This is a genomic window from Antribacter soli, from assembly GCF_021568775.1.
Lineage (GTDB): Bacteria > Actinomycetota > Actinomycetes > Actinomycetales > Cellulomonadaceae > Antribacter > Antribacter soli.
This window is the reverse complement of sequence record NZ_JAKGSG010000022.1, coordinates 186,241-207,678: the sequence shown is the minus strand read 5'-3', so window position 1 is coordinate 207,678 and position 21,438 is coordinate 186,241. Positions and strand designations below refer to the sequence as shown.

Below are 21,438 nucleotides of genomic sequence, written 5' to 3'. Positions count from 1 at the left end.
AGGTAGTCCCTCCGTCCGGACGGAGCGACTACCTCGACTGTTTGCCCCGCGGCGCGGGTCAGGCGGTGACCGTCACCTGGCCCGCGGCCGCCTTCTCCGCGATGTCCGTGCGGTGGTGCGAGCCGGCCAGCCTGATGCGCCCGACCCCCGCGTAGGCGAGGCGGCGCGCCTCGGCGAGGTCCGCGCCCAGGGCGACCACGGACAGGACGCGACCGCCCGCGCTGACGAGGGCTCCGTCGTCGGACAGCGTGGTCCCCGCGTGCAGGACGTGCACGCCCGGCAGGGCGGCAGCGTCCTCGATGCCGGTGATCTCGTCGCCCGACCGCACCGTCCCCGGGTAGCCGTGCGAGGCGACCACGACGGTCACCGCTGCCTCGTCGCGCCAGTGCAGCGGCTCGAGGCGGTCGAGCTCGCCGGTCGCTGCGGCGAGGAGGACGGTCGACAGCGGCGTCGCCAGGCGGGCCAGCACCGACTGCGTCTCCGGGTCGCCGAAGCGGGCGTTGAACTCGACCACGCGGGTCCCGCGCGAGGTCAGCGCGAGGCCCACGTACAGGACGCCCGCGAAGGGGGTGCCGCGGCGGGCCATCTCCTCGATCGTCGGCCGGGCGACGCGGGTCACGACCTCGTCGACCAGGCCGGCGGGCGCCCACGGCAGGGGGCTGTACGCGCCCATGCCGCCCGTGTTGGGGCCCTCGTCGGCGTCGAACGCACGCTTGAAGTCCTGCGCGGGGACCAGCGGGACGACGGTCGCGCCGTCGGACACGCAGAACAGCGAGACCTCCGGGCCGTCGAGGTACTCCTCGACCACGACGACAGGCTCCGTGCCGACCCGCGGCGTCGCGAAGCACGCCTGAGCGTGCTCGAGCGCGGCCTGGCGGTCGCTCGTCACGACGACGCCCTTGCCGGCCGCCAGACCGTCGTCCTTCACGACGTAGGGGGCGCCGAATGCGTCGAGCGCCGCGGCGACCTCGTCCACGTCGGTGCAGACGTGCGCCATGGCGGTCGGCACGCCGGCCGCCGCCATGACCTCCTTCGCGAACGCCTTCGAGCCCTCCAGCGCGGCGGCCTCGGCGCTCGGGCCGAAGACCGGGATGCCGACGGCGCGCACGGCGTCCGCCACGCCCGCGACGAGCGGCGCCTCCGGGCCGACGACGACGAGGTCCGCGGCCAGCTGCTGCGCGAGCGCGGCGACCGCGGCACCGTCGTTCGCGTCGACGGGGTGCAGCGTGGCCTCGGCTGCGATCCCGGGGTTACCGGGGGCGGCGTGGAGCTCGTGCTCCTCGCCGCCGTTGGCGGTCTCCGCCGCGAGGGCGTGGACGATGGCGTGCTCGCGAGCACCGGGACCGACGACGAGGATCTTCATGGGGTTCACCGGCCGTGGATCAGGTCGTGGACCGGGATGATCGCGTCGCGCGACGGGCCGACGCCGATCGCGGAGATCCGCGTGCCCGACATCTCCTCGAGCGCCTGCACGTAACGCTGCGCGTTCACGGGCAGGTCCTCGAAGGTGCGCGCCCGGGAGATGTCCTCCCACCAGCCGTCGAACTCCTCGTAGATCGGCACCGCGTGGTGGAACGCCGTCTGGTCGGTCGGCATCTCGTCATAGCGGACGCCGTCCACGTCGTAGGCCACGCAGACGGGCACCTTCTCCAGGCCGGTCAGGATGTCGAGCTTGGTCAGGACGATGTCGGTCAGGCCGTTGATGCGCGTGGCGTACCGGGCGATGACGGCGTCGTACCAGCCGCAGCGGCGGGGGCGGCCCGTGGTGACGCCGTACTCACCGCCGGTCTTGCGCAGGAACTCGCCGCTCGCGTCGAACAGCTCGGTGGGGAACGGGCCCTCGCCGACGCGCGTCGTGTACGCCTTGATGACGCCGATCACGGAGTCGACGCGCGTGGGTCCGATGCCCGAGCCCGTGACGGCCCCGCCCGCCGTCGCCGACGACGAGGTGACGAACGGGTACGTGCCGTGGTCGACGTCGAGCATCGTGGCCTGGCCGGCCTCGAAGAGGACCGTCCTGCCCGCGTCGAGCGCCTTGTTCAGCTCGACCGACGTGTCGGTGACCATCGGCCGCAGGCGGTCGGCGTAGAGCAGCAGCTCGTCGACGGTCTCGTCGACCGTGATCGCCCGGCGGTTGTAGACCTTCACGAGGAGGTGGTTCTTCTGGTCGAGCGCGCCCTCGACCTTGGCGCGCAGGATCTTCTCGTCGAAGAGGTCCCAGACGCGGATGCCGACGCGGTTGATCTTGTCGGCGTACGCGGGCCCGATGCCGCGTCCCGTGGTGCCGATGCGGCGCTTGCCGAGGAAGCGTTCGGTGACCTTGTCGACCGTGCGGTGGTACGGCGCGATGATGTGCGCGCTGCCGCTGACGAGCAGGCGCGACGTGTCGACGCCGCGCGACGAGATCGCGTCCAGCTCCTGGAACAGCACCTCCAGGTCGACGACGACGCCGTTGCCGATGACCGGGACCACGCCCGGCGAGAGGATGCCCGACGGGAGCAGGTGCAGCGCGTACTTCTCGTCCCCGATGACGACCGTGTGGCCGGCGTTGTTGCCGCCGTTGAACTTCACCACGTAGTCGACGCGGGACCCGAGCAGGTCGGTCGCCTTCCCCTTGCCCTCATCGCCCCACTGGGCACCGACGAGCACCACGCCTGGCATGGATTCCCACCTTTACGGTTCGCTTGGTCGCGCCCAGGTCCCCCGGACCCCTGGCGCTGCGTGGCCCGACCGGGCCGCGGACGAGTTTACCCGGGCGTTACCGGCTCAGCCGTCTGCGCCGCCGCGCGCCAGGGCGGCGACCTCGCCGGCGGTCGTGCCGGAGTCGAGGAGGAGCTGGAGGCAGCGGTCGTGCTCGTCCTGCTCGCCGATCCGCTCGGCCGCGAGCGCGAGGGCCAGCACGGCACGGAGGAACCCCTGGTTCGGCTGGTGCGCGGCGGGGACCGGGCCGCGGCCGCGCCAGCCGGCCCGGCGCAGGGCGTCGAGCCCGCGGTGGTAGCCGGTCCGGGCGTAGGCGTACGCCTCGACGTCGGTGGTGACCCGGCCGGCGGGCACGTCGGCGCCCTCGGGACTGTTGCCCGCAGTGTTGCCCGCACTGTTGCCCGCGGCGAGGGCCCGCTCGGCGAGGACCGCCCAGGCCAGCGACGACGCGGGGGCGTCCGCGGCGATCGCAGCCGGGTCGTCGCCGTCGGCAAGACGCGTCCTCACCTGGGCAAACTCGTCGGGCAACAGTGTCGCGGGCGGGCCTGCGAGGAGGTTGTCGTGAGTGCTCATGGCGGCATCCTGCCAGGCGGTTGCGACGGTGGTCGGGGCGGAGAGTGACATGAAAACGGTTCGATCGGGCGAAAATTGCCGCTCGCCCGGTGCAAACAGGCAACAGTGGATACGCTCGGAAGCATGATCGAGATCGCGACGTCTCCCACGACGACGACGCTCGTGATTGCCGGCGACCTCGACCTGGCCGAGCGGGATCAGTTCCCCGAGATCGCGGCGCGCGTCGTGGGCCTGCGCAGGCAGCTTCTCGTCATCGACATGTGCCGGGTGACCTTCATGGACTCGACCGGGGCGGCGTTCCTGATCTCCCTCGCCGACTCGGGGCGCAAGCGTGGCGGTGCCACCGTCCTGCGCGGCGCCGACGAGCGCGACCTGTTCGTCCTCGAGGTGTGCGGCGCGCTGGAGCTCTTCCGGATCGACCGCGACCACCGCTGCGAGCCGTCCACGCCTGCGTCGGGCTTCCACATGGTCGCCCCACGCTCCTCGTCAGGGCCGCCGTCCTCCGGCACGCCGGACGAGGAGGGCGACAGACGTGGCGTCAGCACGGCCTGAGACGGTCGCGGACCTCACCCGACCGCGCGGGTAGCTCAGTCCTCCGAGCGCAGCGGCTGGCGCCGCAGCTTCGCCCACACGAGCTTGCCCGACCCGGACGGCCGCCAGCCCCACTCCGCGAGCCGCTCCACGATCTGCATGCCGAACCCGCCGAGCCGGTTCGGGTGCCCGTCCGTGGACACCGGCGGCGCCGGGTTCGAGTCCTCGACCTCGATGCGCAGGCCGTCACCCGTGTCGAACAGCCGCAGGGCGATGTGCCCCCAGCCGTGCAGCACGCCGTTGGCGACGAGCTCGGACACGACCAGCTCCGCCGCGGCGGACTCGGCGATCCCCCACGCCTGGCAGGTGCGGAGCACCGCGTGCCGCGCCCGCCCGATCGACGACGGCTCGCTCGGCAGCATCCACCGGCGCCAGCGCGGCGACAGGGCAGGTTCGCTCGCGTCCCGCTCGGGGTCGGGGATGCGTACGACGACGATCGCCACGTCGTCCTCGGGGGCGTCCGCGAGGCGCGACAGCAGCTCCTCGCCGACGCCGGCGGCGTCGCGCGCCGTGATCGCCGCCGCCGTGTCGAGCAGCGTCTCCAGGCCCAGGCGCAGGGAGCGGTCACGCCGCTCGATGAGCCCGTCCGTGTAGAACAGCAGCGTGTCGCCGGCCTGAAGCTCCATCGTTCCCGTGGACCGCTCGCGCGAACCGAAGCCGACGAGCGCACCCCCGCCCTCGTCCAGCTTGAGGATCTCGCCGGAGCGCAGCAGCAGCGGGGGCAGGTGGCCCGCGCGCGAGTAGTCGATGGTCCAGTGCTCGTCCTCGGGCTCGCGGCGCAGCGACGCGTAGACCATGGAGGCGGAGCGGGGGATGCCCATGCCGGCCACGAGCTGGTCGACGCGCTGCAGCACCTGGCCCGGCGTCGACAGCTCGAACGCGTACGAGCGCACCACGGAGCGCAGCTGCCCCATCGTCGCGGCGGCTTCGACGTCGTGCCCCACGACGTCGCCGATCACGAGGCCGACGAGCTCGGGCGCGATCTGCAGCACGTCGTACCAGTCTCCGCCGACCTGCGCGTGCTCCGCGTTGGGCGCGTAGTACGTCCACACGTCGAGCCCGGCCACGTCCGCCTGCTCCGGGAGCATCGCGCGCTGCAGGGTCTCGGCCAGGCGGTGCTCGCGCGCGTACATGCGCGCGTTGTCCACAGCCGTCCCGGCGCGGCGCGCGACGACCTCCACGACGGCTCGCACGGCCTCGGGCTCGTCGGTGCCCTCGGCGAACATCAGCTCGTCGTCGGCCGGGTCGTGCGGCAGCACGACCAGCAGGCCGAGCACCTGCCGCCGTCCGGCCACGGGGTGCACGACGACGGACCGCGGCACCTCTCCCGTCTCCTCGCCGATACGCCGGGTCAGGTCCCGGGACAGCCAGCCGGACGCCGAGTACGGGGCGTGCGGGATGTCGAGGTGCAGCGTGACGGGACCGTCGAGGAGCGCGTCGAGGAGGTCCTGCACCGAGTCGACGACCTCGAGGATCGGCACCGGGACACCCGAGGACGTCGGGTCGCCGAGCGCGTCGATGGGCAGCCGGCGCGGCTTCTCGGCGCGTGGCATCAGGTCGTCGCCCGGGATGTAGCGGGCGTGCCGGCGTCCCCGCCCGCTCGGGGGGGCGTTGACGTCGATCCCCTCGGCGTGCGTCAGGCCGTCGTCGTTCACGTAGAAGCCGGCCCACGTGACCATCGTGCCGAGCAGCTCGGCGATGTCCCGCAGCGCGTACGGGTACTCGAGGTCGGTGAGGATCTCCGTCGTCTGCGCGATGAGGTCCAGGTCCTCGCGCTGCTGCCGCTCCACCTCGAGCGACGCGAGCTGCGCGGCGTGCCGCTCCATGTGCTCGGACACGTCGACGCTGAAGCCCACCCAGTGGGTCACGCGGTCGTCGTGCCCGGCGCGGGCGGGCGTGAGGGTGAGCTGGGCCCAGCCGATCCTGCCGCCCGGCTGGCGCGAGCGGACCGTCGCGGAGACCTCCTCGCCCGCCGCGCAGGCCACCCGGAGACGCTCGAAGTCGGTCGGCTCCACGAGCAGCTCGACGAGCCGCCGCGGGCTCAGCCCCGCCAGGTCGATGAACCGCACCCCGGCGTAGTGCTCGAACGCGGCGTTGGCCCAGAGCAGCGGCATGCCGTCCTCGTACGGACCCGTGAGGAACGTGGGCACGCCGATCGTCGCGGCGGCACGGATCACGACGTCGCCGATGGTCGGCGGCATAGGTCGCGGAACGCTCGAACCGGGAATCGGGGGCACGTGGGAATCTTCCGGCGAGGCGGGCGAACCACGATCATACGTGGGAGGCTGGCGCGAACCGGAACCGGGCCGCGCCCGTCCCTGGTCGGCAGTACGCGCCGAGGACGTGAGACCCGTGAAGTCGGTCATACTTGCCTCCTGCCCGTCGTTTCCGCGTGCCTTGGTATCCCAGCAGGTCATTCAACCGTAGATTGGTTCACACCGAGATACGAACCTGCTCCCAATATCATCGGACCACTCGACCGCCAGGCGCCCTCGGAAGGAGAACCGTGCAGGACGGACCGAACGACGCAGCACGCGCACCGCAGGGCGCACACCTGCAGAATGACGTCGTGGCACAGCAGCCCTACCCGGAGATCGGTGACCCCGCGAGCGTGCACGTCATCGTGGGGCGCTCCGCCGCCCGCATCGTGCTCTCGGGGGAGATCGACGCCGACATCGGCGGTGACCTGCACGAGGCCACCGCCGCCGCCGAGGAGTCGCGCCTTCCCGTCGAGATCGACGCGCACCACGTGACCTTCATGGACTCGTCCGGCGTCGCGTTCCTCGCGCGGCTCGCCAGCCGCAGCCCGCACCGCGTCCGGGTGCTCCGCGCTCCGCCCACCGTCCGCTTCCTCCTCGAGGTCACCCGCATCGGCGACCTCCTCGACATCGTGGACGACGACCCGGGCTTCGAGCTCGACGACGATCCCGTGGGCGCCACCGACCCCGCTCCGGCGGGCGCCGCGCGCGTCCCGGGGGACGACGACCCGCACTCCGCCTGAGACCGCAGGACCCGGGCCGCTGAGGCTCGAGCCTGAGTACGACGACGGCCTGGTCGCCTTCCGTGCGGAAGGTGACCAGGCCGTCGTCGTACCGGTGGACCGGTAGGTCACATCTTGTGACCGGCGGAGCGGAGCTGCTGGCACGCCTCGACGATGCGCGCAGCCATGCCTGCCTCGGCTGCCTTGCCCCAGGCGCGCGGGTCGTACGCCTTCTTGTTGCCGACCTCGCCGTCGATCTTCAGGACGCCGTCGTAGTTCGTGAACATGTGGCCGACGACCGGTCGCGTGTACGCGTACTGCGTGTCGGTGTCGATGTTCATCTTGATGACGCCGTTGTCGACCGCCTCGGCGATCTCCGCGGCCGTGGAGCCGGATCCGCCGTGGAAGACCAGGTCGAACGGGTTCTCCTTGCCGATCTCGTCGCCCACGACCTTCTGGATGTCGGCGAGGATCGACGGACGCAGCTTGACGGCGCCCGGCTTGTACACGCCGTGCACGTTGCCGAACGTGAGGGCCGTCAGGTAGCGGCCCCGCTCGCCGGCGCCGAGGGCCTTGACCGTGGCCAGGCCGTCCTCGGCCGTCGTGTAGAGCTTCTCGTTGATCTCGGCGACGTGGCCGTCCTCCTCGCCGCCGACGACGCCGACCTCGATCTCGAGGATCGTCCGCGCCGCCTGCGAGAGCTCGAGCAGCTCGGCGGCGATGACGAGGTTCTCGTCGAGCGGGATGTCCGAGCCGTCGAACATGTGGGACTGGAACGTCGGGTTCTTGCCGGCCTTGACCTGCTCGGCCTCGAGCGCGAGGAGCGGACGTACCCACGAGTCGAGGTTCGACTTGGTGCAGTGGTCGGTGTGGATCGCGATGTTCACCGAGTAGTTCTTCGCGACCTCGGTCGCGTACGCGGCAAGCGCGAGGGATCCTGCGATGCGGTCCTTGATCGTCGCACCCGAGCCGTACTCGGCGCCGCCGACGGAGACCTGGATGATGCCGTCGGCCTCGGCCTCGGCGAAGCCCTGGAGGGCGGCGGTGATGGTCGACGACGAGGTGATGTTCACCGCGGGGTACGCGAACTTGCCGGCCTTCGCCCGGTCGATCATCTCGGCGTAGACCTCGGGGGTTGCGATGGGCATCTGCGGATCTCCAAATGACGGGTAACTGTGGGGCGGCCGTTCTCGGAGGTTCCGGGTCCGCCCGGGATGCACCATCGATCTTGCCACGTCCTTGTGCGGCCCGTGACGTTCGGCCGATGTGCGGACGGGTGGTTCCGTCGGACGACAGATCAGGCGTGCTGCACGGCCCAGGCGTGCATCGCTATCGCCGCCGCCGCACCCGCGTTGATGGATCGGGTGGAGCCGTGCTGCGTGATGTGGAGGATCACGTCGCAGGCCGCCTGGGCCTGCGGCGTCAGGCCGGTCGACTCCTGGCCGAACAGCAGGACGCAGCGCTGCGGCAGCGGGTAGCCCTCGATCGGGACCGAGCCCGGGACGTTGTCGATCCCGACGACGGGCAGCCGGGTGCCGTCCGGGCCTGCGGTCGCCGCCCAGGTGGCCAGGTCCTCGGCCGATGCGTGGTGGTGTACGTGCAGGTAGCGGTCCGTCACCATCGCCCCGCGGCGGTTCCACCGGCGCCGGCCCACGACGTGCACGCCGGCCGCGTTGAACGCGTTGGCCGTGCGCACCACCGAGCCGATGTTGAGGTCGTGGGCCCAGTTCTCGATCGCCACGTGGATGAAGCGGTCCGCGCGCCTGCGCCGATCCATGTCGGCGACCACCGCCTCGACCGTCCAGTACCGGTAGCGGTCCACCACGTTGCGCCGGTCCCCCAGTGCCAGCAGCTCCGGGTCGTAGCGGGGATCGTCGGGCCAGGGCCCCGCCCACGGTCCGACGCCGACCTGCACGTCCTGCTCACGATCCGTACCGTCCACAGGACAATCCTCACCCTGTCGGGCCACTAGGCTGGCCACGTGCTTCTCGACCTCGCTGCCCTGCCCGCCGCCGCGGTCCCGATGCTCGGGCCCGACTGGATGGATCCGCAGTTCCTGATCGACACCTTCCTCGAGCGCTTCGGTGACGCCGCCGTCATCGGGATCGCCTGCGTGATCTTCATCGAGACCGGTCTGCTGTTCCCGATCCTGCCCGGCGACTCGCTGCTGTTCATGGCGGGCGCGTTCGTGGCCCAGGAGAAGCTGAGCATCAGCCTCCCGGTCATGTGCATCCTGCTGTTCTCGGCAGCGGTGCTCGGCAACTCGACCGGGTACACGATCGGGCGCACCGTCGGCCCCCGGCTGTTCGACCGCCCCGACTCGCGCATCTTCAAGCGCAAGTACATCGAGCAGACCAACGAGTACTTCGAGAAGTACGGCGGCCGCACCATCACCATCGCGCAGTTCGTGCCGATCGTGCGCACCTACGCGCCGGTGGCCGCCGGTGTGGGCAAGATGGACTTCCGGCACTTCATCACGTACAACGCGCTCGGCGCCCTGCTGTGGGCCGTCGGCGTGACCTGCCTTGGTTACGGGCTGGGGAACATCCCCTTCGTGAAGGAGAACGTCGAGGCGCTCATCCTCGTGATCGTCGGGTTCTCGTTGGTCCCCATGATCGTCGAGATCCTCCGCGCCCGCCGCGAGGAGAAGAGGGAGAAGAAGTCGGAACCGACCGACACCTCGACCTTCGCCGTCGTCTCCCCGGCGAGCACCGGGACCGTCGAGGAGGCCGACGCCGAGATCGTCCAGGTTCTCACCGGTGCGATCCCCATCGTCACGCAGCAGGCGGTCCAGAACCGCCCGCGCCACTCGCGCTGAGAGAGAGACCACCATGACCGAACGCGTGATCGAGTCCTGGCTCACCGACATGGACGGCGTCCTGGTCCACGAGGGCACCGCCCTCCCGGGCGCACCCGAGTTCGTCAAGGCGCTGCGGGCGAAGGACCGCCCGTTCCTCATCCTCACGAACAACTCGATCTTCACGGCGCGCGACCTGCGCGCCCGTCTTGCGACGAGCGGGATCGACGTCCCGGAGGGGTCGATCTGGACGTCGGCCCTCGCGACCGCGCAGTTCCTCAAGGACCAGATCCCCGGCGGCAGCGCGTACGCGATCGGCGAGGCGGGCCTGACGACGGCGCTGTACGAGGCGGGATACACGCTCACGGAGTCCGACCCGGACTACGTCGTGCTCGGCGAGACCCGCACCTACTCGTTCGAGGCGATCACCAAGGCGATCCGCCTGATCCTCGGCGGCGCCCGCTTCATCTGCACCAACCCGGACACGACCGGCCCGTCGCAGGAGGGGCCGCTGCCCGCGACCGGATCCGTCGCGGCCATGATCACCGCTGCGACCGGACGCAAGCCCTACTTCGTCGGGAAGCCGAACCCGATGATGTTCCGCTCGGCCCTGAACCGGATCGACGCGCACTCCGAGGTGACGGCCATGGTGGGCGACCGCATGGACACCGACGTGGTGGCCGGCATCGAGGCCGGTCTGCAGACGTTCCTCGTGCTGACCGGCTCCACGAAGGCGGCCGACGTCGACAAGTACCCGTTCCGTCCCAGCCACGTCGTGGACTCGATCGCGAACCTCGTCGACCTGGTCTGACCTTCAGTCGGCGACGTCCACGATCACCGGGACGTGGTCGCTCGCGCCCTTGCCCTTGCGCTCGTCGCGGTCGATGATCACGCCCGTCGTACGCGCCTGCAGCGTGGGCGTGACGTACGCGAAGTCGATCCGCAGCCCCTTGTTCTTCGGGAACGCGAGCTGCTGGTAGTCCCAGTAGGTGTAGATGTGCTCGCCGGGCAGGAACTCGCGCGACACCTCCGTGTACCCCGCCGCGCCGAACGCCGAGAAGGCGTCCCGCTCGGCCGGCGACACGTGCGTGTGACCGGCGAAGGCGACCGGGTCGTACACGTCGGTGTCGAGCGGGATCACGTTCCAGTCCCCCACGAGAGCGACCTGCGCGTCCGGCACCGCCCACCCCTGCGCGGCGTCGCGCAGCGCCTCCAGCCACGCCAGCTTGTACGTGTAGTGCGGGTCCGCCAGCGTTCGCCCGTGCGGCACGTACAGGCTCCACACCCGGACGCCGCCGCAGGTCGCCCCGATCGCCCGCGCCTCCACCTGCGGCGGCAGCGCCAGCAGCGTGTCCAGCGACGGCTCGCCCTCGGCGTCGGGCACCGTGGCGGCCTGCTTGGCGAACCCGGGCTGACCCGGGAACGCCTTGGCGACGTCCTCCAGACCCACGCGCGAGAGGATCGCGACGCCGTTCCACTGGCTCGTGCCGACGTGCGCCGCCGTGTAGCCGGCCGCCTCGAAGACGGCGTACGGGAACTGGTCGTCGCGACACTTGGTCTCCTGGAGGGCCAGGACGTCGGTCCCGGAGCGGTCCAGGAAGGCGAGGACTCGGTCCAGGCGGGTGCGGAGGCTGTTGACGTTCCAGGTGGCGAGGCGCACGCGTGACAGGCTACGCGTGGCTCAGCCCGCTCGGGCGGTACCGGTTCTCCGGGCGGCCCGCCGTGCCGTAGCGCGGGTTCATCTCGGCCCGGCCGAGCGTGACCAGGTGCTCCAGGTAGCGGCGTGCGCTGACGCGCGACATCCCGGCGACGTCGCCGACCTCGGCCGCGGAGGCGTCGACGCCCTCGCGGCACGCCGCCACCAGGGCGTCGATGACGAGGGCGAGGCTGCGCTCGGAGAGGCCCTTCGGCAGGCGTGCCGGGCCACCGCGCGTGCCCGCGAGAAGGCGGTCCACCTCGTCCTGGTCGAGCTCCGTGGCCGCGCGGCGCACATCCTCGCGCAGGCGCCAGATCTCGTCGAGGCGCTCGTGCAGCATCGCGGCCGTGAACGGCTTGACCAGGTAGTGCTGCACGCCGCCGGCCATCGCCCGGCGAACGGTGTCGAGCTCGCGGGCCGCCGTCGTCGCGATCACGTCCACGGGCGGCCCGGGCATGCGGCGCAGGCGCTGCAGCACGTCGAGGCCGCTGGCGTCGGGCAGGTAGACGTCGAGCAGCACGACCTGCGGGTCGAGCGCCATCGCCAGCCGGACGGCCTCTGCGCCGGTCTGCGCGCTGCCGACCACCGTGAACCGGGGGTGCCGCTCCACGAAGCCGCGATGCAGGGCGGCCACCGCCGGGTCGTCCTCCACGACGAGGGTGCGCAGCCTGGCGTCCGGGCGATCGGTCATCGCGTCTCCGTCCGCTCGAGCGGGGTCGGCCCCGGGTGCGCCGCCCCGCCGGCCCGCACCGTCGCCCCGTCAGGACGCGCGAGCCGCCCGGCCCGGGCCGGGGCGACCGGCGTGCGCGGCAGCCGGACCTCGAGGCTCGCGCCGCCGAACGACGAGGTGCCGATGCGGACGGACCCGCCGCGGCGAGCGGCCACCCGCTGCACGAGCGCCAGCCCGATGCCACGGCCGCTCGCGCGCCGGTCCCCGTCGTGCTTCGTGGAGAACCCGGGCTCAAAGACTGCCGAACGGATCTCGGCGGGGACGCCGGGCCCGTCGTCGTCCACCACGATGTCGACGACCCGCGCCGTCGCGGTGACCAGCACCCGGACGCGGCCGCCGGGGCCGCAGGCGTCGACAGCGTTGTCGACCAGGTTGCCGAGGACCGTCAGGACGTCGCCGTGCCAGGCCTCCTCCGCCGGCCCGGCGGGCCCGGGCAGCACGGACGCGGCGTCGACCTCGAGGGCGACGCCCCGCTCGCGGCTCGTCGTCGCCTTCACGAGCAGGAGGGCCGCGACCTCTGGCGAGTGCACACCGGGCGCGACGCCGGAAGCGGTGAGCAGGCCGCCGTGTCCCACGCGCGCCACGAACGACACCGCCTCGTCCACCTGGCCCAGCTCCAGCAGGCCTGACACGACGTGCAGCGTGTTCGCGAACTCGTGGGACTGGGCGCGCAGGGCGTCGGTGAGCCCGCGGGCGCCGTCGAGGTCGCGCAGCAGGGCGTGCAGCTCGGTGCGGTCACGGAGCACCAGCACCGTGCCGACGTCGCGCCCGTCGACCGTGGCGGGGCCGGCGTGGGCCAGCAGCACCCGCTCGCCGGCGAGGACGAGCTCACCACCGGGCGCCGAGTCGTCCTCGGCTTCGGCCGGGTCCAGCGTGACGGCTTCCGCGAGCGCCACGAGCTGCGGGTCGAGGACGTCACGCGCCTCGGCCCCCACCACGGCGGCCCGGTCGCGGCCGAGCAGGCGCAGCGCCTCGTCGTTGGCGACCACGACGCGTCCACCCCGGTCGAGCCCGACGACGCCCTCCGTGATGCCGTGGAGCATCGCGTCGCGGGTCTCCAGGAGAGCCGCGATCTCCTCGGGCTCCAGGCGGAAGATCCGCCGCCGCACGAGCCGCGTCACCCAGGCCGCGGCGACGACGCCCACGACGGCGGCCCCGCCCACCGCGACGAACAGCCACACGAGGCCGTCCCGCCAGTCAGCGCGCAGCTCCGCCTCGAGGATCCCGACGCTCGCCGTCCCGATCACCGGCGCGGGTGCCGCGTCGTCGTCGGCCTCGCCGTAGATCGGCACCTTGACCCGCCACGACGTGCCGAGGGTCCCCGTCTGCGTGCCCGTCCAGATCTGGCCGGAGAGCGGGACCGACGGGTCGGTCGACACCATCTCGCCGACCCGGTCCGGGTTGGGGTGCGAGTAGCGGATGCCCTCTTCGTCGGTCACCACCACGTAGGTGACGTCCGACGCCTCGCGGATCAGCTCCGCGATCGGCTGGATGGCCGCGGCCGGGTCCGCGTCGTCGAACGCTTCGCGGATCGCCGGGAGGCGGGCGACCGACTGGGCCACGCCCGTCATCCGCTCGAGGTACGCCTGCCGGAGCTGGTGCTCCTGGACCGCCGACGCCACGGCGGCCGTCGCGCACACGAGAACGAGCACGATGACGACCTGCAGCGACAGGAGCTGCATCCGGAGCGACATTGCCCGTCCCACGGGACCAGTGTGGGCCACCCACGCTCCCGTGCCTAACACGAGCCGCGACCTTTACGACCATAACGTCCAGTACGACCACAAGGTCCCGCGAGCCCCCGGGCGTTCTTACGCTCCCGCCATCGGATCGTGCACCGCCCCGCACCGCTGCGGGCCACGCTCAAGGAGGAGTCATGCGATCACACCGCACCGCACCCGCCCGCGCACTCGCGCTGGCCGGGATGCTCGCACTCACGCTCGGAGCTTGCTCGAGCCTCGAGTCCGGCGCGCCGTCGGGCGAGGGCACCGACGAGGCGGCTGCCACCATCGACGAGCTGAGCATCGTCGTCCCCGCCGACCCGGGCGGCGGCTGGGACCAGACCGGCCGCGCGATGCAGGCCGACCTCCAGTCCGAGGGCCTGGTCAGCTCCGCGCCGGTCACCAACGTGGGCGGAGCGGGCGGCACCGTCGGCCTCGCCAGCCTCGCCAACTCGACCGACCCGAACACGCTCATGGTCATGGGCCTGGTCATGGTGGGCGCCGTCGAGACCAACCAGTCGCAGGCCCGCATCGAGGACACGACGCCGATCGCCCGCCTCACCGAGGAGCAGGAGGTGATCGTGGTCCCGGCCGCCTCGCCGTACCAGACGATCGACGACCTCGTCGAGGACGTCCTCGCCAACGGCAAGGAGGTCGCGATCACGGGCGGCTCCGCCGGCGGCACGGACCACATCCTCGCCGGGATGCTCCTCAAGGCCGCGGGCGTCACGTCGGCGGAGGTCGGCGACAAGCTCAACTACATCGCGTACTCCGGCGGCGGCGAGTCGCTCGCGGCCCTGCTCGGCAACAACGTCGACGCCGGCATCTCGGGCGTCGGCGAGTACGCGGAGCAGGTGAACGCCGGGACGCTGCGCGCCCTCGCGGTCTCCGGCGCCGAGCGCGTCGACGCGCTGCCCGACACGCCCACCCTGACCGAGTCCGGCTACGACGTCGAGCTCACCAACTGGCGTGGTGTCGTGGCCCCCGGATCCGTGTCCGAGGAGGACGCCGCGGCCCTCACCACGCTGGTGACCGAGCTCGTCGAGTCCGACGCCTGGCAGGCCACCCTCGAGGAGAAGGGCTGGGACGACGCGTTCCTCGCGGGCGACGAGTTCGACACGTTCCTCACGCAGAACATCACCGAGATCCAGGGCGTCCTGCAGGACATCGGGCTGGTCAGCTGACATGTCTCCCGAAGAAGCTCCCGCGGGCGGCGGCGAGACCGCTGCCGCCCGCGGTGACCGACCAGCCCGGCGGCCCGGCGAGCTCGTCCTCGCCGTGGCGACCCTGGCCCTCGGCGTGTTCGTGCTGGTGCAGGCCGGGACGATCAACGTCCCAGGCTCCACCAACACCCTCGGGCCGCGTGCCTTTCCCTACCTGGTGGGCGCGATGGCGGCCATCGTCGGCGCGATCCTGGTCATCGCCGTCCTGCGCGGCAAGTACGGCCAGGAGGAGGGCGGCGAGGACGTCGACGCCGGCGCCAAGACCGACTGGCTCACCGTCGTGCTGCTCTGCGTGGTGTTCGTCGTCCACGTGTTCACCATCAACCTGATCGGCTGGCCGTTCGCCGCGATGATCCTGTTCGGCGGCGCGTCCTTCATCCTCGGCGCGCGGCCCTGGTGGCGCGCCCTCCTCACCGGACTAGCGCTCGGCCTCGTGATCCAGTTCGTGTTCGGCGGGCTCCTCGGGCTGTCGCTCCCGCCCGGTCCGCTGCTTGAAGGGGTGGCGATCTTCCGTGGATAACCTGTCCGCACTCCTCGAGGGCTTCGCCACCGTCGTGCAGCCCGTCTACCTCCTGTACGCGCTGTTCGGCGTGTTCATCGGTACCGCGGTCGGCGTGCTGCCGGGCATCGGGCCCGCCATGACCATCGCGCTGCTGCTCCCCCTCACGTACTCGCTGGAGCCCACAGCGGCGATCATCGTGTTCGCCGGGATCTACTACGGCGGCATGTACGGCGGCTCCACGACGTCGATCCTGCTCAACACGCCCGGCGAGTCGTCGTCCATCGTCACCGCCATCGAGGGCAACAAGATGGCGCGGGCCGGGCGGGGCGCCGCGGCGCTCGCGACCGCCGCGATCGGATCCTTCGTCGCGGGTTCGATCGCCACGGTGGCCCTCACGTTCGTGGCACCCGTCGTCGCACGGTGGGCGGTGCAGCTCGGCGAGCCCGACTACTTCGCCCTCATGGTGGTCGCGTTCATCACGGTGGGCGCTCTCCTCGGGACGTCCGTGTCCCGCGGGCTCGCGTCCTTGTCGCTCGGCCTGTTCCTCGGGCTCGTCGGCACCGACACCCTCACCGGCCAGCAGCGCTTCACCTTCGGCGTGCCGAACCTCGCCGACGGGATCAACGTCGTCATCGTCGCCGTGGGGCTGTTCGCGGTGGGTGAGGCGCTCTACGTCGGGTCGCGGCTACGGCACGGCCCGGTGCGCGTCATCCCCGTCGAGAAGGGGTGGCGCACCTGGATGAAGCGGTCGGACTGGAAGCGGTCGTGGAAGCCGTGGCTGCGCGGCACGCTCATCGGGTTCCCGGTCGGCACCATCCCGGCCGGCGGCGCCGACGTCGCGACGTTCCTGTCCTACGCCACCGAGCGGCGCCTCGCCGGGAGCCGGCGTGACGAGTTCGGGCGCGGCGCCATCGAGGGGGTCGCCGGGCCGGAGGCCGCGAACAACGCGGCCGCGTCCGGCGTGCTCGTCCCGCTGCTCACCCTCGGCCTGCCGACCACGGCCACGGCGGCGATCATCATCGTCGCGTTCCAGTCCTACGGCATCCAGCCCGGACCGCTGCTGCTGCAGTCCGAGTCGGCGCTCGTCTGGGCGCTCGTGGCCAGCCTCTACATCGGCAACCTCATGCTCGTCGTGCTCAACCTGCCGCTCGTCGGCATGTGGGTTCGCGTGCTGCAGATCCCGCGGCACTACCTGTACGCGGGGATCATCCTGTTCGGCGCGCTCGGGTCCTACGCCCTGAACTTCTCGCCGATCGACGTCCTGCTGCTGCTCGTGATCGGGCTCATCGGGTTCTTCATGCGGCGCTACGGATATCCCGTCGCCCCCATGGTGGTCGGGATGATCCTCGGCCCGATGGCCGAGGACCGGCTCCGGCGCTCCCTGGCGATCAGCCAGGGCGACCTGAGCTACCTCGTGACGAGCCCGTTCGCGGCCATCGCGTACGGCTCGATCATCGTCCTCGTCGGCCTGGGCATCTGGCTGCAGCACCGGGAGCGGCGGGTCAGCGCCGAGCTCGAGAAGATCGCCGAGGGCGTGCGCGACGCCGTGGCGACCCAGGAGGTCAGCCGCTGACGGATCACTGACCCGCGTGGGACCGGACGGCTGGGCGCCCGGTCCCACGCGCCCAGGGCGCCTCACGCGCCCGGGGCGCGCCCGGCCCGTGCCTCCACGGGTCGGGCGTCGCGGCATTCCGCGGGTCGGGCGTCGCGGTACATTTCCCCCGCCATGAACCGGAACCCTCCCGCCGCCCAGGCCTCACCCGGCCCGATCCGCGTCGTCTTCGTCCCCGGGCTCGGGGACCGCCTGGGCTGGCTCGTCCACCTCCAGCGGGAGGCACTGCGTGCCTGGCGACCGCTCGGCGTGCGGACCACGATGTTCCGCATCCGATGGTCGGCCGACACCACGTTCGAAGAACGCCTCGACGCCCTCGACCGGTTCGTCGACCTCTACGAGGCACGCGGCGAGCGCGTCGCCCTGGTCGGCGCGTCCGCAGGTGCGGGGGCCGTGCTCGCGGAGTTCGCCCGCAGGCCCGGTCTGGCCGCCGTCGTCATCATCGCGGGCAAGTTCCACGAGCCGGAGGACATCCTCGACCCGGTGCTCGACCACTTCGGCGTGTTCCAGCAGTCCCTGCGCGCCGTCCCCGGCCTGCTGGACGAGCTCGGCCCCGAGCAGCGGGCACGGATCCTCGCGCTGCGGTCGGCGCGCGACGGGATCGTGGACGACGAGGACACCCAGCTCGAGGGCGCCGTCAACGAGCGGATGCGGGTCGTGGGCCACGTCGCCGCGATCGGATACGCCCTCGTCTTCCGCTCGCGCCGCATAGTCCGCTTCGTGAAGGAGACGGCGGCGACGGCCTGACCCGCGCACAGGCACCCTCTAGGCTGCCCCCATGGGGACTGCACTCATCACCGGCGGCACCGCAGGGCTCGGGCTCGAGTTCGCGTGGCAGCTCGCGACAGCGCGCCATGACCTGGTGCTGGTCGCCCGGGACGTCGAGCGGCTGGAGACGGTCGCCCGGCAGATCCGGGTCGCGGCAGGCGTGGACGTCGAGGTCCTCCCGGCAGACCTGTCGGTGCCCGACGACGTCGCGCGCGTCGCGCGTCGGCTGGCCGTCGTCGGCGGCCGGCCGGAGGACGACGGGCTGCGTCCGGTCGGGCTGCTCGTCAACAACGCGGGCTTCGCCACGAGCGCGAGCTTCGTCGAGGGCCGGCTCAGCACGGAGATGCGCTCGGTGGACGTCATGGTCCGGGCGGTCGTGGAGCTGTCGCACGCAGCACTCGGGCAGATGACGCAGCGCGACCGCGGCGCGATCCTCAACGTCGCGTCCGTCGCGGCACTCACTGCGGGCGGGACCTACGCCGCGGCGAAGGCGTACGTGCGGTCCTTCACCGAGGGCCTCGCCGTGGAGCTGCGCGGCACCGGTGTCACCGCGACCGTGCTGTGCGCGGGGTTGGTGCACACCGAGTTCCACGAGCGCGCCGGGATCCCCGAGGGCGTGTTCCCGGCGTGGGCCTGGCTGGACGCCCCGGAGGTCGTGGCGGTCGCACTCGCCGACGTGCGCCGCGGCGTCGTCATCTCGACGCCGTCGGTCCGGTACAAGGCGGCATCGGCCGCGCTGCGGCTCATGCCACGCTGGGCGGTCCGGGCGGTCGGCAAGTACCGCCGATCCGGGCCGCCGGCCTGAGCTGAGGTGCTCAGAGCCAGGTGACCTTCTTGAACACCCAGTAGAAGAGCCCACCGAGCCCGACCATCAGCCCGAGCGCCAGCGGGTACCCCCACAGCCAGTGGGTCTCGGGCATGTAGTCGAAGTTCATGCCGTAGATCGTGCCGACGACCGTGGGCGCGAAGAAGATCGCCGCCCACGCGGAGATCTTCTTCACCTGCTCGTCCTGCTTGAGGCTCAGCTCGGACATGCGGCGCATCTCCTCGTTCTGCTCCTGCGTGACGAGCGTGGAGTGCACGTTCAGCGCGTTCGTGAGCAGGGAACGGAAGGTGTCCGACGCCTCCGCGTGCCGCAGCGCATGGTCCAGCACGTTGCGCAGGTTGCGCTGCAGCTCGACGTAGCGGTGCCCCTGCGCGATGTCGGCGTCCTCGGTGTCGCCGTTGTCGTGCAGCATGCGCAGGATCTCGACGGTGGGGTGAACGGCCCGCTGGAGGTCCAGCACCTCGCGCGTCACCTGGTAGATCCGCAGCGACACCTCGGGGTCGCGCGAGAACAGCTTGTCCTCGATCTCGTCGATGTCGGCACGCAGCCGATCCAGGACGGGCTTGTACGTGTTGACGACCTGGTCGAGCAGCGTGACGAGGATCGCCGCCGGGCCGTGCTTCAGCAGCTCGGGGGTGAGCTCGAGCTGGGTGCGCATCGCCGTCAGGTCGGGCGTCTGCGAGCGGCGGACCGTCACGACGAAGTCCGGCCCGACCCAGGCGTGCACCTCCCCGAACTCGGCCAGCTCGCCCGGCATCGCGCGCACCGGGCGCAGCACCACGTACAGCACGTCGTCGTACCGCTCGACCTTGGACCGCTGGTGCGCGTGGATCGCGTCCTCGACCGCCAGCCGGTGCAGGGAGAACTCCGCGGCGACCTCCTGGATCTCGGCCGGCTCTGGCCAGTAGAGGTCCACCCAGGCGATGCCGCCGCGCTCGTGCGCCGTCTCGCGGGTCTCCTCGAGGCTCACGGGGTTGGCCGTTCGCCGGCCCTCCACGTACACGGCGTTGTCCATGATGGTCATAAGGAGAACTCTGGCAGAGCCACGCGGCAACCCGGGACGGACGCCCGTCGGGCACCCCGGCACCCGGCGGTGCCGCCCGCGTACCCTGGGGCCGTGACCGCTGACTTCTCCCCGACCCCCCGCGAGCAGCTGCTCGAGCTCATCAAGGAGCTCGCGGTGGTGCACGGCAAGGTGACCCTGTCCTCCGGCATGGAGGCCGACTACTACATCGACCTGCGCCGCATCACCCTGCACCACCGGGCGGCGCCGCTCGTGGGCCACGTGCTGCTCGACCACCTGGAGGAGGTCGGGCTCGGCACCGCGGAGATCGACGCCGTCGGCGGCCTGACGCTCGGCGCCGACCCGATCGCCGCCGCGCTGCTGCACGCGGCCGCTTCACGCGGTCAGGACCTCGACGCGTTCGTGGTGCGCAAGGCCGCGAAGGCGCACGGGATGCAGCGCCAGATCGAGGGCCCGGACATCGCGGGCAGGCGGGTCGTGGTGGTCGAGGACACGTCGACGACGGGCGGCTCGCCCATCGCCGCGGTAGAGGCGGCACGCGCGGCGGGCGCCGAGGTGGTCGGCGTGGCGACGATCGTGGACCGAGCCACGGGCGCGCGGGAGAAGATCGAGGCGCTCGGCGTGCCGTACCACTACTTGTACGGCCTGGAGGACCTGGACCTGGGATGATGCTCCGGTCCGGCGTGCCCGGCGCGGCACGCCGCGCTGCATGGCGCATCTCGGCTGAGGTAGAGACTTTGGCGAGGCTTGCCGGTATCTTTGCCTGATATGGAACCCCTTGTCTTCTTCGTGATGCTCGGCCTGGCCGCCGTGCTGGGCGTGCTCCTGCTCGGCCCGACCCGGCGGCGCCGGCGCGCGAACGGGCTTCGCGAGCTCGCGGAGCGTGAGGGCTGGGCGTACGAGCCGGAGGACAACGAGCTCGCCGAACGCTGGAAGGGCGAACCGTTCGAGCGGGGCCTGACCCGCGGCGCGACCGAGGTGCTGCGTGGGACGATCGACGGCTACTCGATCGTCTCGTTCACCTTCACGTGGCGGGTCGCGTCACGCCGCGGCAGCACGGAGGAGCCGCGCAGCGGACGCCTCGCGCAGGCGCACGTCGTCGCGCTCGACGCCGTCCCCGGCCTGCCGGTGCTCGAGCTCACCCCCGAGGGTTTCCGCGACAGGATCGCCAAGATCTTCGGCGGCCAGGACGTCCAGATCGGCAACCCGGCGTTCGACGGCCAGTGGCGCGTCCGGTCGTCGGACGAGGCGTTCGCGCGCCGCGCCCTCGATGCGCGCCTCGCGAACCTTGTCATGCTGCCTGACTTCAACGGCGCCCGCGTGCGGGTAGAGGGCCCCTCGGTGCTGCTGTGGACGCCTGGTCCCAGCGACGCGGCGCTGCTGGTCGAGCGCGCCCGGCGGGTCGTGGACGTGGCGAAGATCGTTCTGCCGCTCGAGCGCGGCGCCCGCTACGAGCAGGGCGGCAGCGTGCCCGGCTTCGGGATCCCGACCATCTGACCCGCGGAGCCCGGGCGGGCCTGCGAGGCGCCCGAGTAGGCCCGCGTGGCGCCCGAGCGCGGCACTTCCGGGCGACCCGGTGCAGACCCGGGCCCCTCTCTCTTCCCCGGCTGGGTCGGGTTCGCCCGGGCCGGTCCGCCTGGGGCCGGTCCGCCTGGGGCCGGTCCGCCTGGGGCCGGTCCGCCTGGGCCGGGTCGC

Annotated in this window: 21 protein-coding genes; 11 read left to right on the top strand and 10 right to left on the bottom strand. The window is 72.0% G+C overall.

The window, feature by feature from the left end; all coding sequences use genetic code 11:
• Positions 1-58: 58 nt before the first annotated feature.
• The 3 genes from purD to L1785_RS06800 form a co-directional block, all read right to left on the bottom strand.
• Entirely contained in the window at positions 59-1,363 is a 1,305-nt protein-coding gene (gene purD / locus L1785_RS06810) for a phosphoribosylamine--glycine ligase (protein WP_236088448.1), read from the bottom strand.
• A 5-nt stretch (positions 1,364-1,368) separates the two neighbouring features.
• A complete protein-coding gene (locus L1785_RS06805; RefSeq protein WP_236088447.1) occupies positions 1,369-2,661 on the bottom strand; it encodes an adenylosuccinate synthase in 1,293 nt (430 codons plus the stop codon).
• A 105-nt stretch (positions 2,662-2,766) separates the two neighbouring features.
• The gene (locus L1785_RS06800; protein WP_236088446.1) at positions 2,767-3,273 is read right to left on the bottom strand and encodes a DUF3151 domain-containing protein; all 507 of its coding nucleotides are present in this window, start codon (positions 3,271-3,273) and stop codon (positions 2,767-2,769) included.
• 123 nt (positions 3,274-3,396) lie between these two features.
• Between L1785_RS06800 and L1785_RS06795 the strand changes: the two genes are divergently transcribed.
• Positions 3,397-3,825, top strand: coding sequence for an STAS domain-containing protein (locus L1785_RS06795; RefSeq protein WP_236088445.1), 429 nt, complete (start codon positions 3,397-3,399; stop codon positions 3,823-3,825).
• Positions 3,826-3,860: 35 nt separating this feature from the next.
• Here L1785_RS06795 and L1785_RS06790 read toward each other — a convergent pair whose 3' ends face one another.
• The gene (locus L1785_RS06790; protein WP_236088444.1) at positions 3,861-6,065 is read right to left on the bottom strand and encodes an ATP-binding SpoIIE family protein phosphatase; all 2,205 of its coding nucleotides are present in this window, start codon (positions 6,063-6,065) and stop codon (positions 3,861-3,863) included.
• Between the two features lie 368 nt (positions 6,066-6,433).
• On the opposite strand from L1785_RS06790, the gene L1785_RS06785 reads away from it, so the two are divergent.
• The gene (locus L1785_RS06785) at positions 6,434-6,865 is read left to right on the top strand and encodes an STAS domain-containing protein (protein ID WP_236088443.1); all 432 of its coding nucleotides are present in this window, start codon (positions 6,434-6,436) and stop codon (positions 6,863-6,865) included.
• Between the two features lie 107 nt (positions 6,866-6,972).
• Here the strand turns inward: L1785_RS06785 and fbaA are convergent, their stop codons facing one another.
• Together fbaA and L1785_RS06775 are read right to left on the bottom strand one after the other, a co-directional pair.
• A complete protein-coding gene (fbaA, locus tag L1785_RS06780; RefSeq protein WP_236088442.1) occupies positions 6,973-7,992 on the bottom strand; it encodes a class II fructose-bisphosphate aldolase in 1,020 nt (339 codons plus the stop codon).
• A 149-nt stretch (positions 7,993-8,141) separates the two neighbouring features.
• Positions 8,142-8,786, bottom strand: a complete 645-nt coding sequence (locus tag L1785_RS06775; protein WP_372461814.1) for a TrmH family RNA methyltransferase — start codon at positions 8,784-8,786, stop codon at positions 8,142-8,144.
• Between the two features lie 39 nt (positions 8,787-8,825).
• On the opposite strand from L1785_RS06775, the gene L1785_RS06770 reads away from it, so the two are divergent.
• Positions 8,826-9,662, top strand: a complete 837-nt coding sequence (locus L1785_RS06770; protein WP_236088441.1) for a VTT domain-containing protein — start codon at positions 8,826-8,828, stop codon at positions 9,660-9,662.
• 13 nt (positions 9,663-9,675) lie between these two features.
• Positions 9,676-10,452 carry an HAD-IIA family hydrolase gene (locus tag L1785_RS06765; protein WP_236088440.1) on the top strand — a complete coding sequence of 259 codons (777 nt, stop codon included), beginning with the start codon at positions 9,676-9,678 and terminating at the stop codon, positions 10,450-10,452.
• 3 nt (positions 10,453-10,455) lie between these two features.
• Here L1785_RS06765 and L1785_RS06760 read toward each other — a convergent pair whose 3' ends face one another.
• Genes L1785_RS06760 through L1785_RS06750 form a run of 3 tightly spaced genes read right to left on the bottom strand, consistent with a single transcriptional unit; the run spans position 10,456 to position 13,773 of the window.
• On the bottom strand, positions 10,456-11,301 hold the full coding sequence (locus L1785_RS06760) for an exodeoxyribonuclease III (RefSeq protein WP_236088439.1): 846 nt from the start codon (positions 11,299-11,301) through the stop codon (positions 10,456-10,458).
• Positions 11,302-11,311: 10 nt separating this feature from the next.
• Entirely contained in the window at positions 11,312-12,028 is a 717-nt protein-coding gene (locus L1785_RS06755; protein WP_236088438.1) for a response regulator, read from the bottom strand.
• Entirely contained in the window at positions 12,025-13,773 is a 1,749-nt protein-coding gene (locus L1785_RS06750; RefSeq protein ID WP_236088437.1) for a sensor histidine kinase, read from the bottom strand. The genes L1785_RS06755 and L1785_RS06750 overlap by 4 nt, the downstream gene beginning before the upstream one ends.
• A 170-nt stretch (positions 13,774-13,943) precedes the next feature.
• On the opposite strand from L1785_RS06750, the gene L1785_RS06745 reads away from it, so the two are divergent.
• The 5 genes from L1785_RS06745 (at position 13,944) to L1785_RS06725 (ending at position 18,698) form a co-directional block, all read left to right on the top strand.
• Complete coding sequence (locus L1785_RS06745) at positions 13,944-14,972, top strand: Bug family tripartite tricarboxylate transporter substrate binding protein (RefSeq protein WP_236088436.1); 1,029 nt, start codon at positions 13,944-13,946, stop codon at positions 14,970-14,972.
• 1 nt (position 14,973) lies between these two features.
• On the top strand, positions 14,974-15,531 hold the full coding sequence (locus L1785_RS06740) for a tripartite tricarboxylate transporter TctB family protein (protein WP_236088435.1): 558 nt from the start codon (positions 14,974-14,976) through the stop codon (positions 15,529-15,531).
• Positions 15,524-17,086 (top strand): tripartite tricarboxylate transporter permease, encoded by a 1,563-nt coding sequence (locus tag L1785_RS06735; protein ID WP_236088434.1) that lies wholly within the window; start codon positions 15,524-15,526, stop codon positions 17,084-17,086. The genes L1785_RS06740 and L1785_RS06735 overlap by 8 nt, the downstream gene beginning before the upstream one ends.
• A gap of 153 nt (positions 17,087-17,239) precedes the next feature.
• Positions 17,240-17,872 (top strand): alpha/beta fold hydrolase, encoded by a 633-nt coding sequence (locus L1785_RS06730; RefSeq protein WP_236088433.1) that lies wholly within the window; start codon positions 17,240-17,242, stop codon positions 17,870-17,872.
• A gap of 31 nt (positions 17,873-17,903) precedes the next feature.
• Positions 17,904-18,698 (top strand): SDR family NAD(P)-dependent oxidoreductase, encoded by a 795-nt coding sequence (locus tag L1785_RS06725; RefSeq protein ID WP_236088432.1) that lies wholly within the window; start codon positions 17,904-17,906, stop codon positions 18,696-18,698.
• 10 nt (positions 18,699-18,708) lie between these two features.
• Here the strand turns inward: L1785_RS06725 and L1785_RS06720 are convergent, their stop codons facing one another.
• Entirely contained in the window at positions 18,709-19,743 is a 1,035-nt protein-coding gene (locus L1785_RS06720) for a magnesium and cobalt transport protein CorA (protein ID WP_236088431.1), read from the bottom strand.
• A 93-nt stretch (positions 19,744-19,836) separates the two neighbouring features.
• On the opposite strand from L1785_RS06720, the gene pyrE reads away from it, so the two are divergent.
• Together pyrE and L1785_RS06710 are read left to right on the top strand one after the other, a co-directional pair.
• Positions 19,837-20,412, top strand: coding sequence for an orotate phosphoribosyltransferase (pyrE, locus tag L1785_RS06715; RefSeq protein ID WP_236088430.1), 576 nt, complete (start codon positions 19,837-19,839; stop codon positions 20,410-20,412).
• Between the two features lie 99 nt (positions 20,413-20,511).
• Entirely contained in the window at positions 20,512-21,240 is a 729-nt protein-coding gene (locus L1785_RS06710; RefSeq protein ID WP_236088429.1) for a type III secretion system chaperone family protein, read from the top strand.
• Positions 21,241-21,438: the final 198 nt, after the last annotated feature.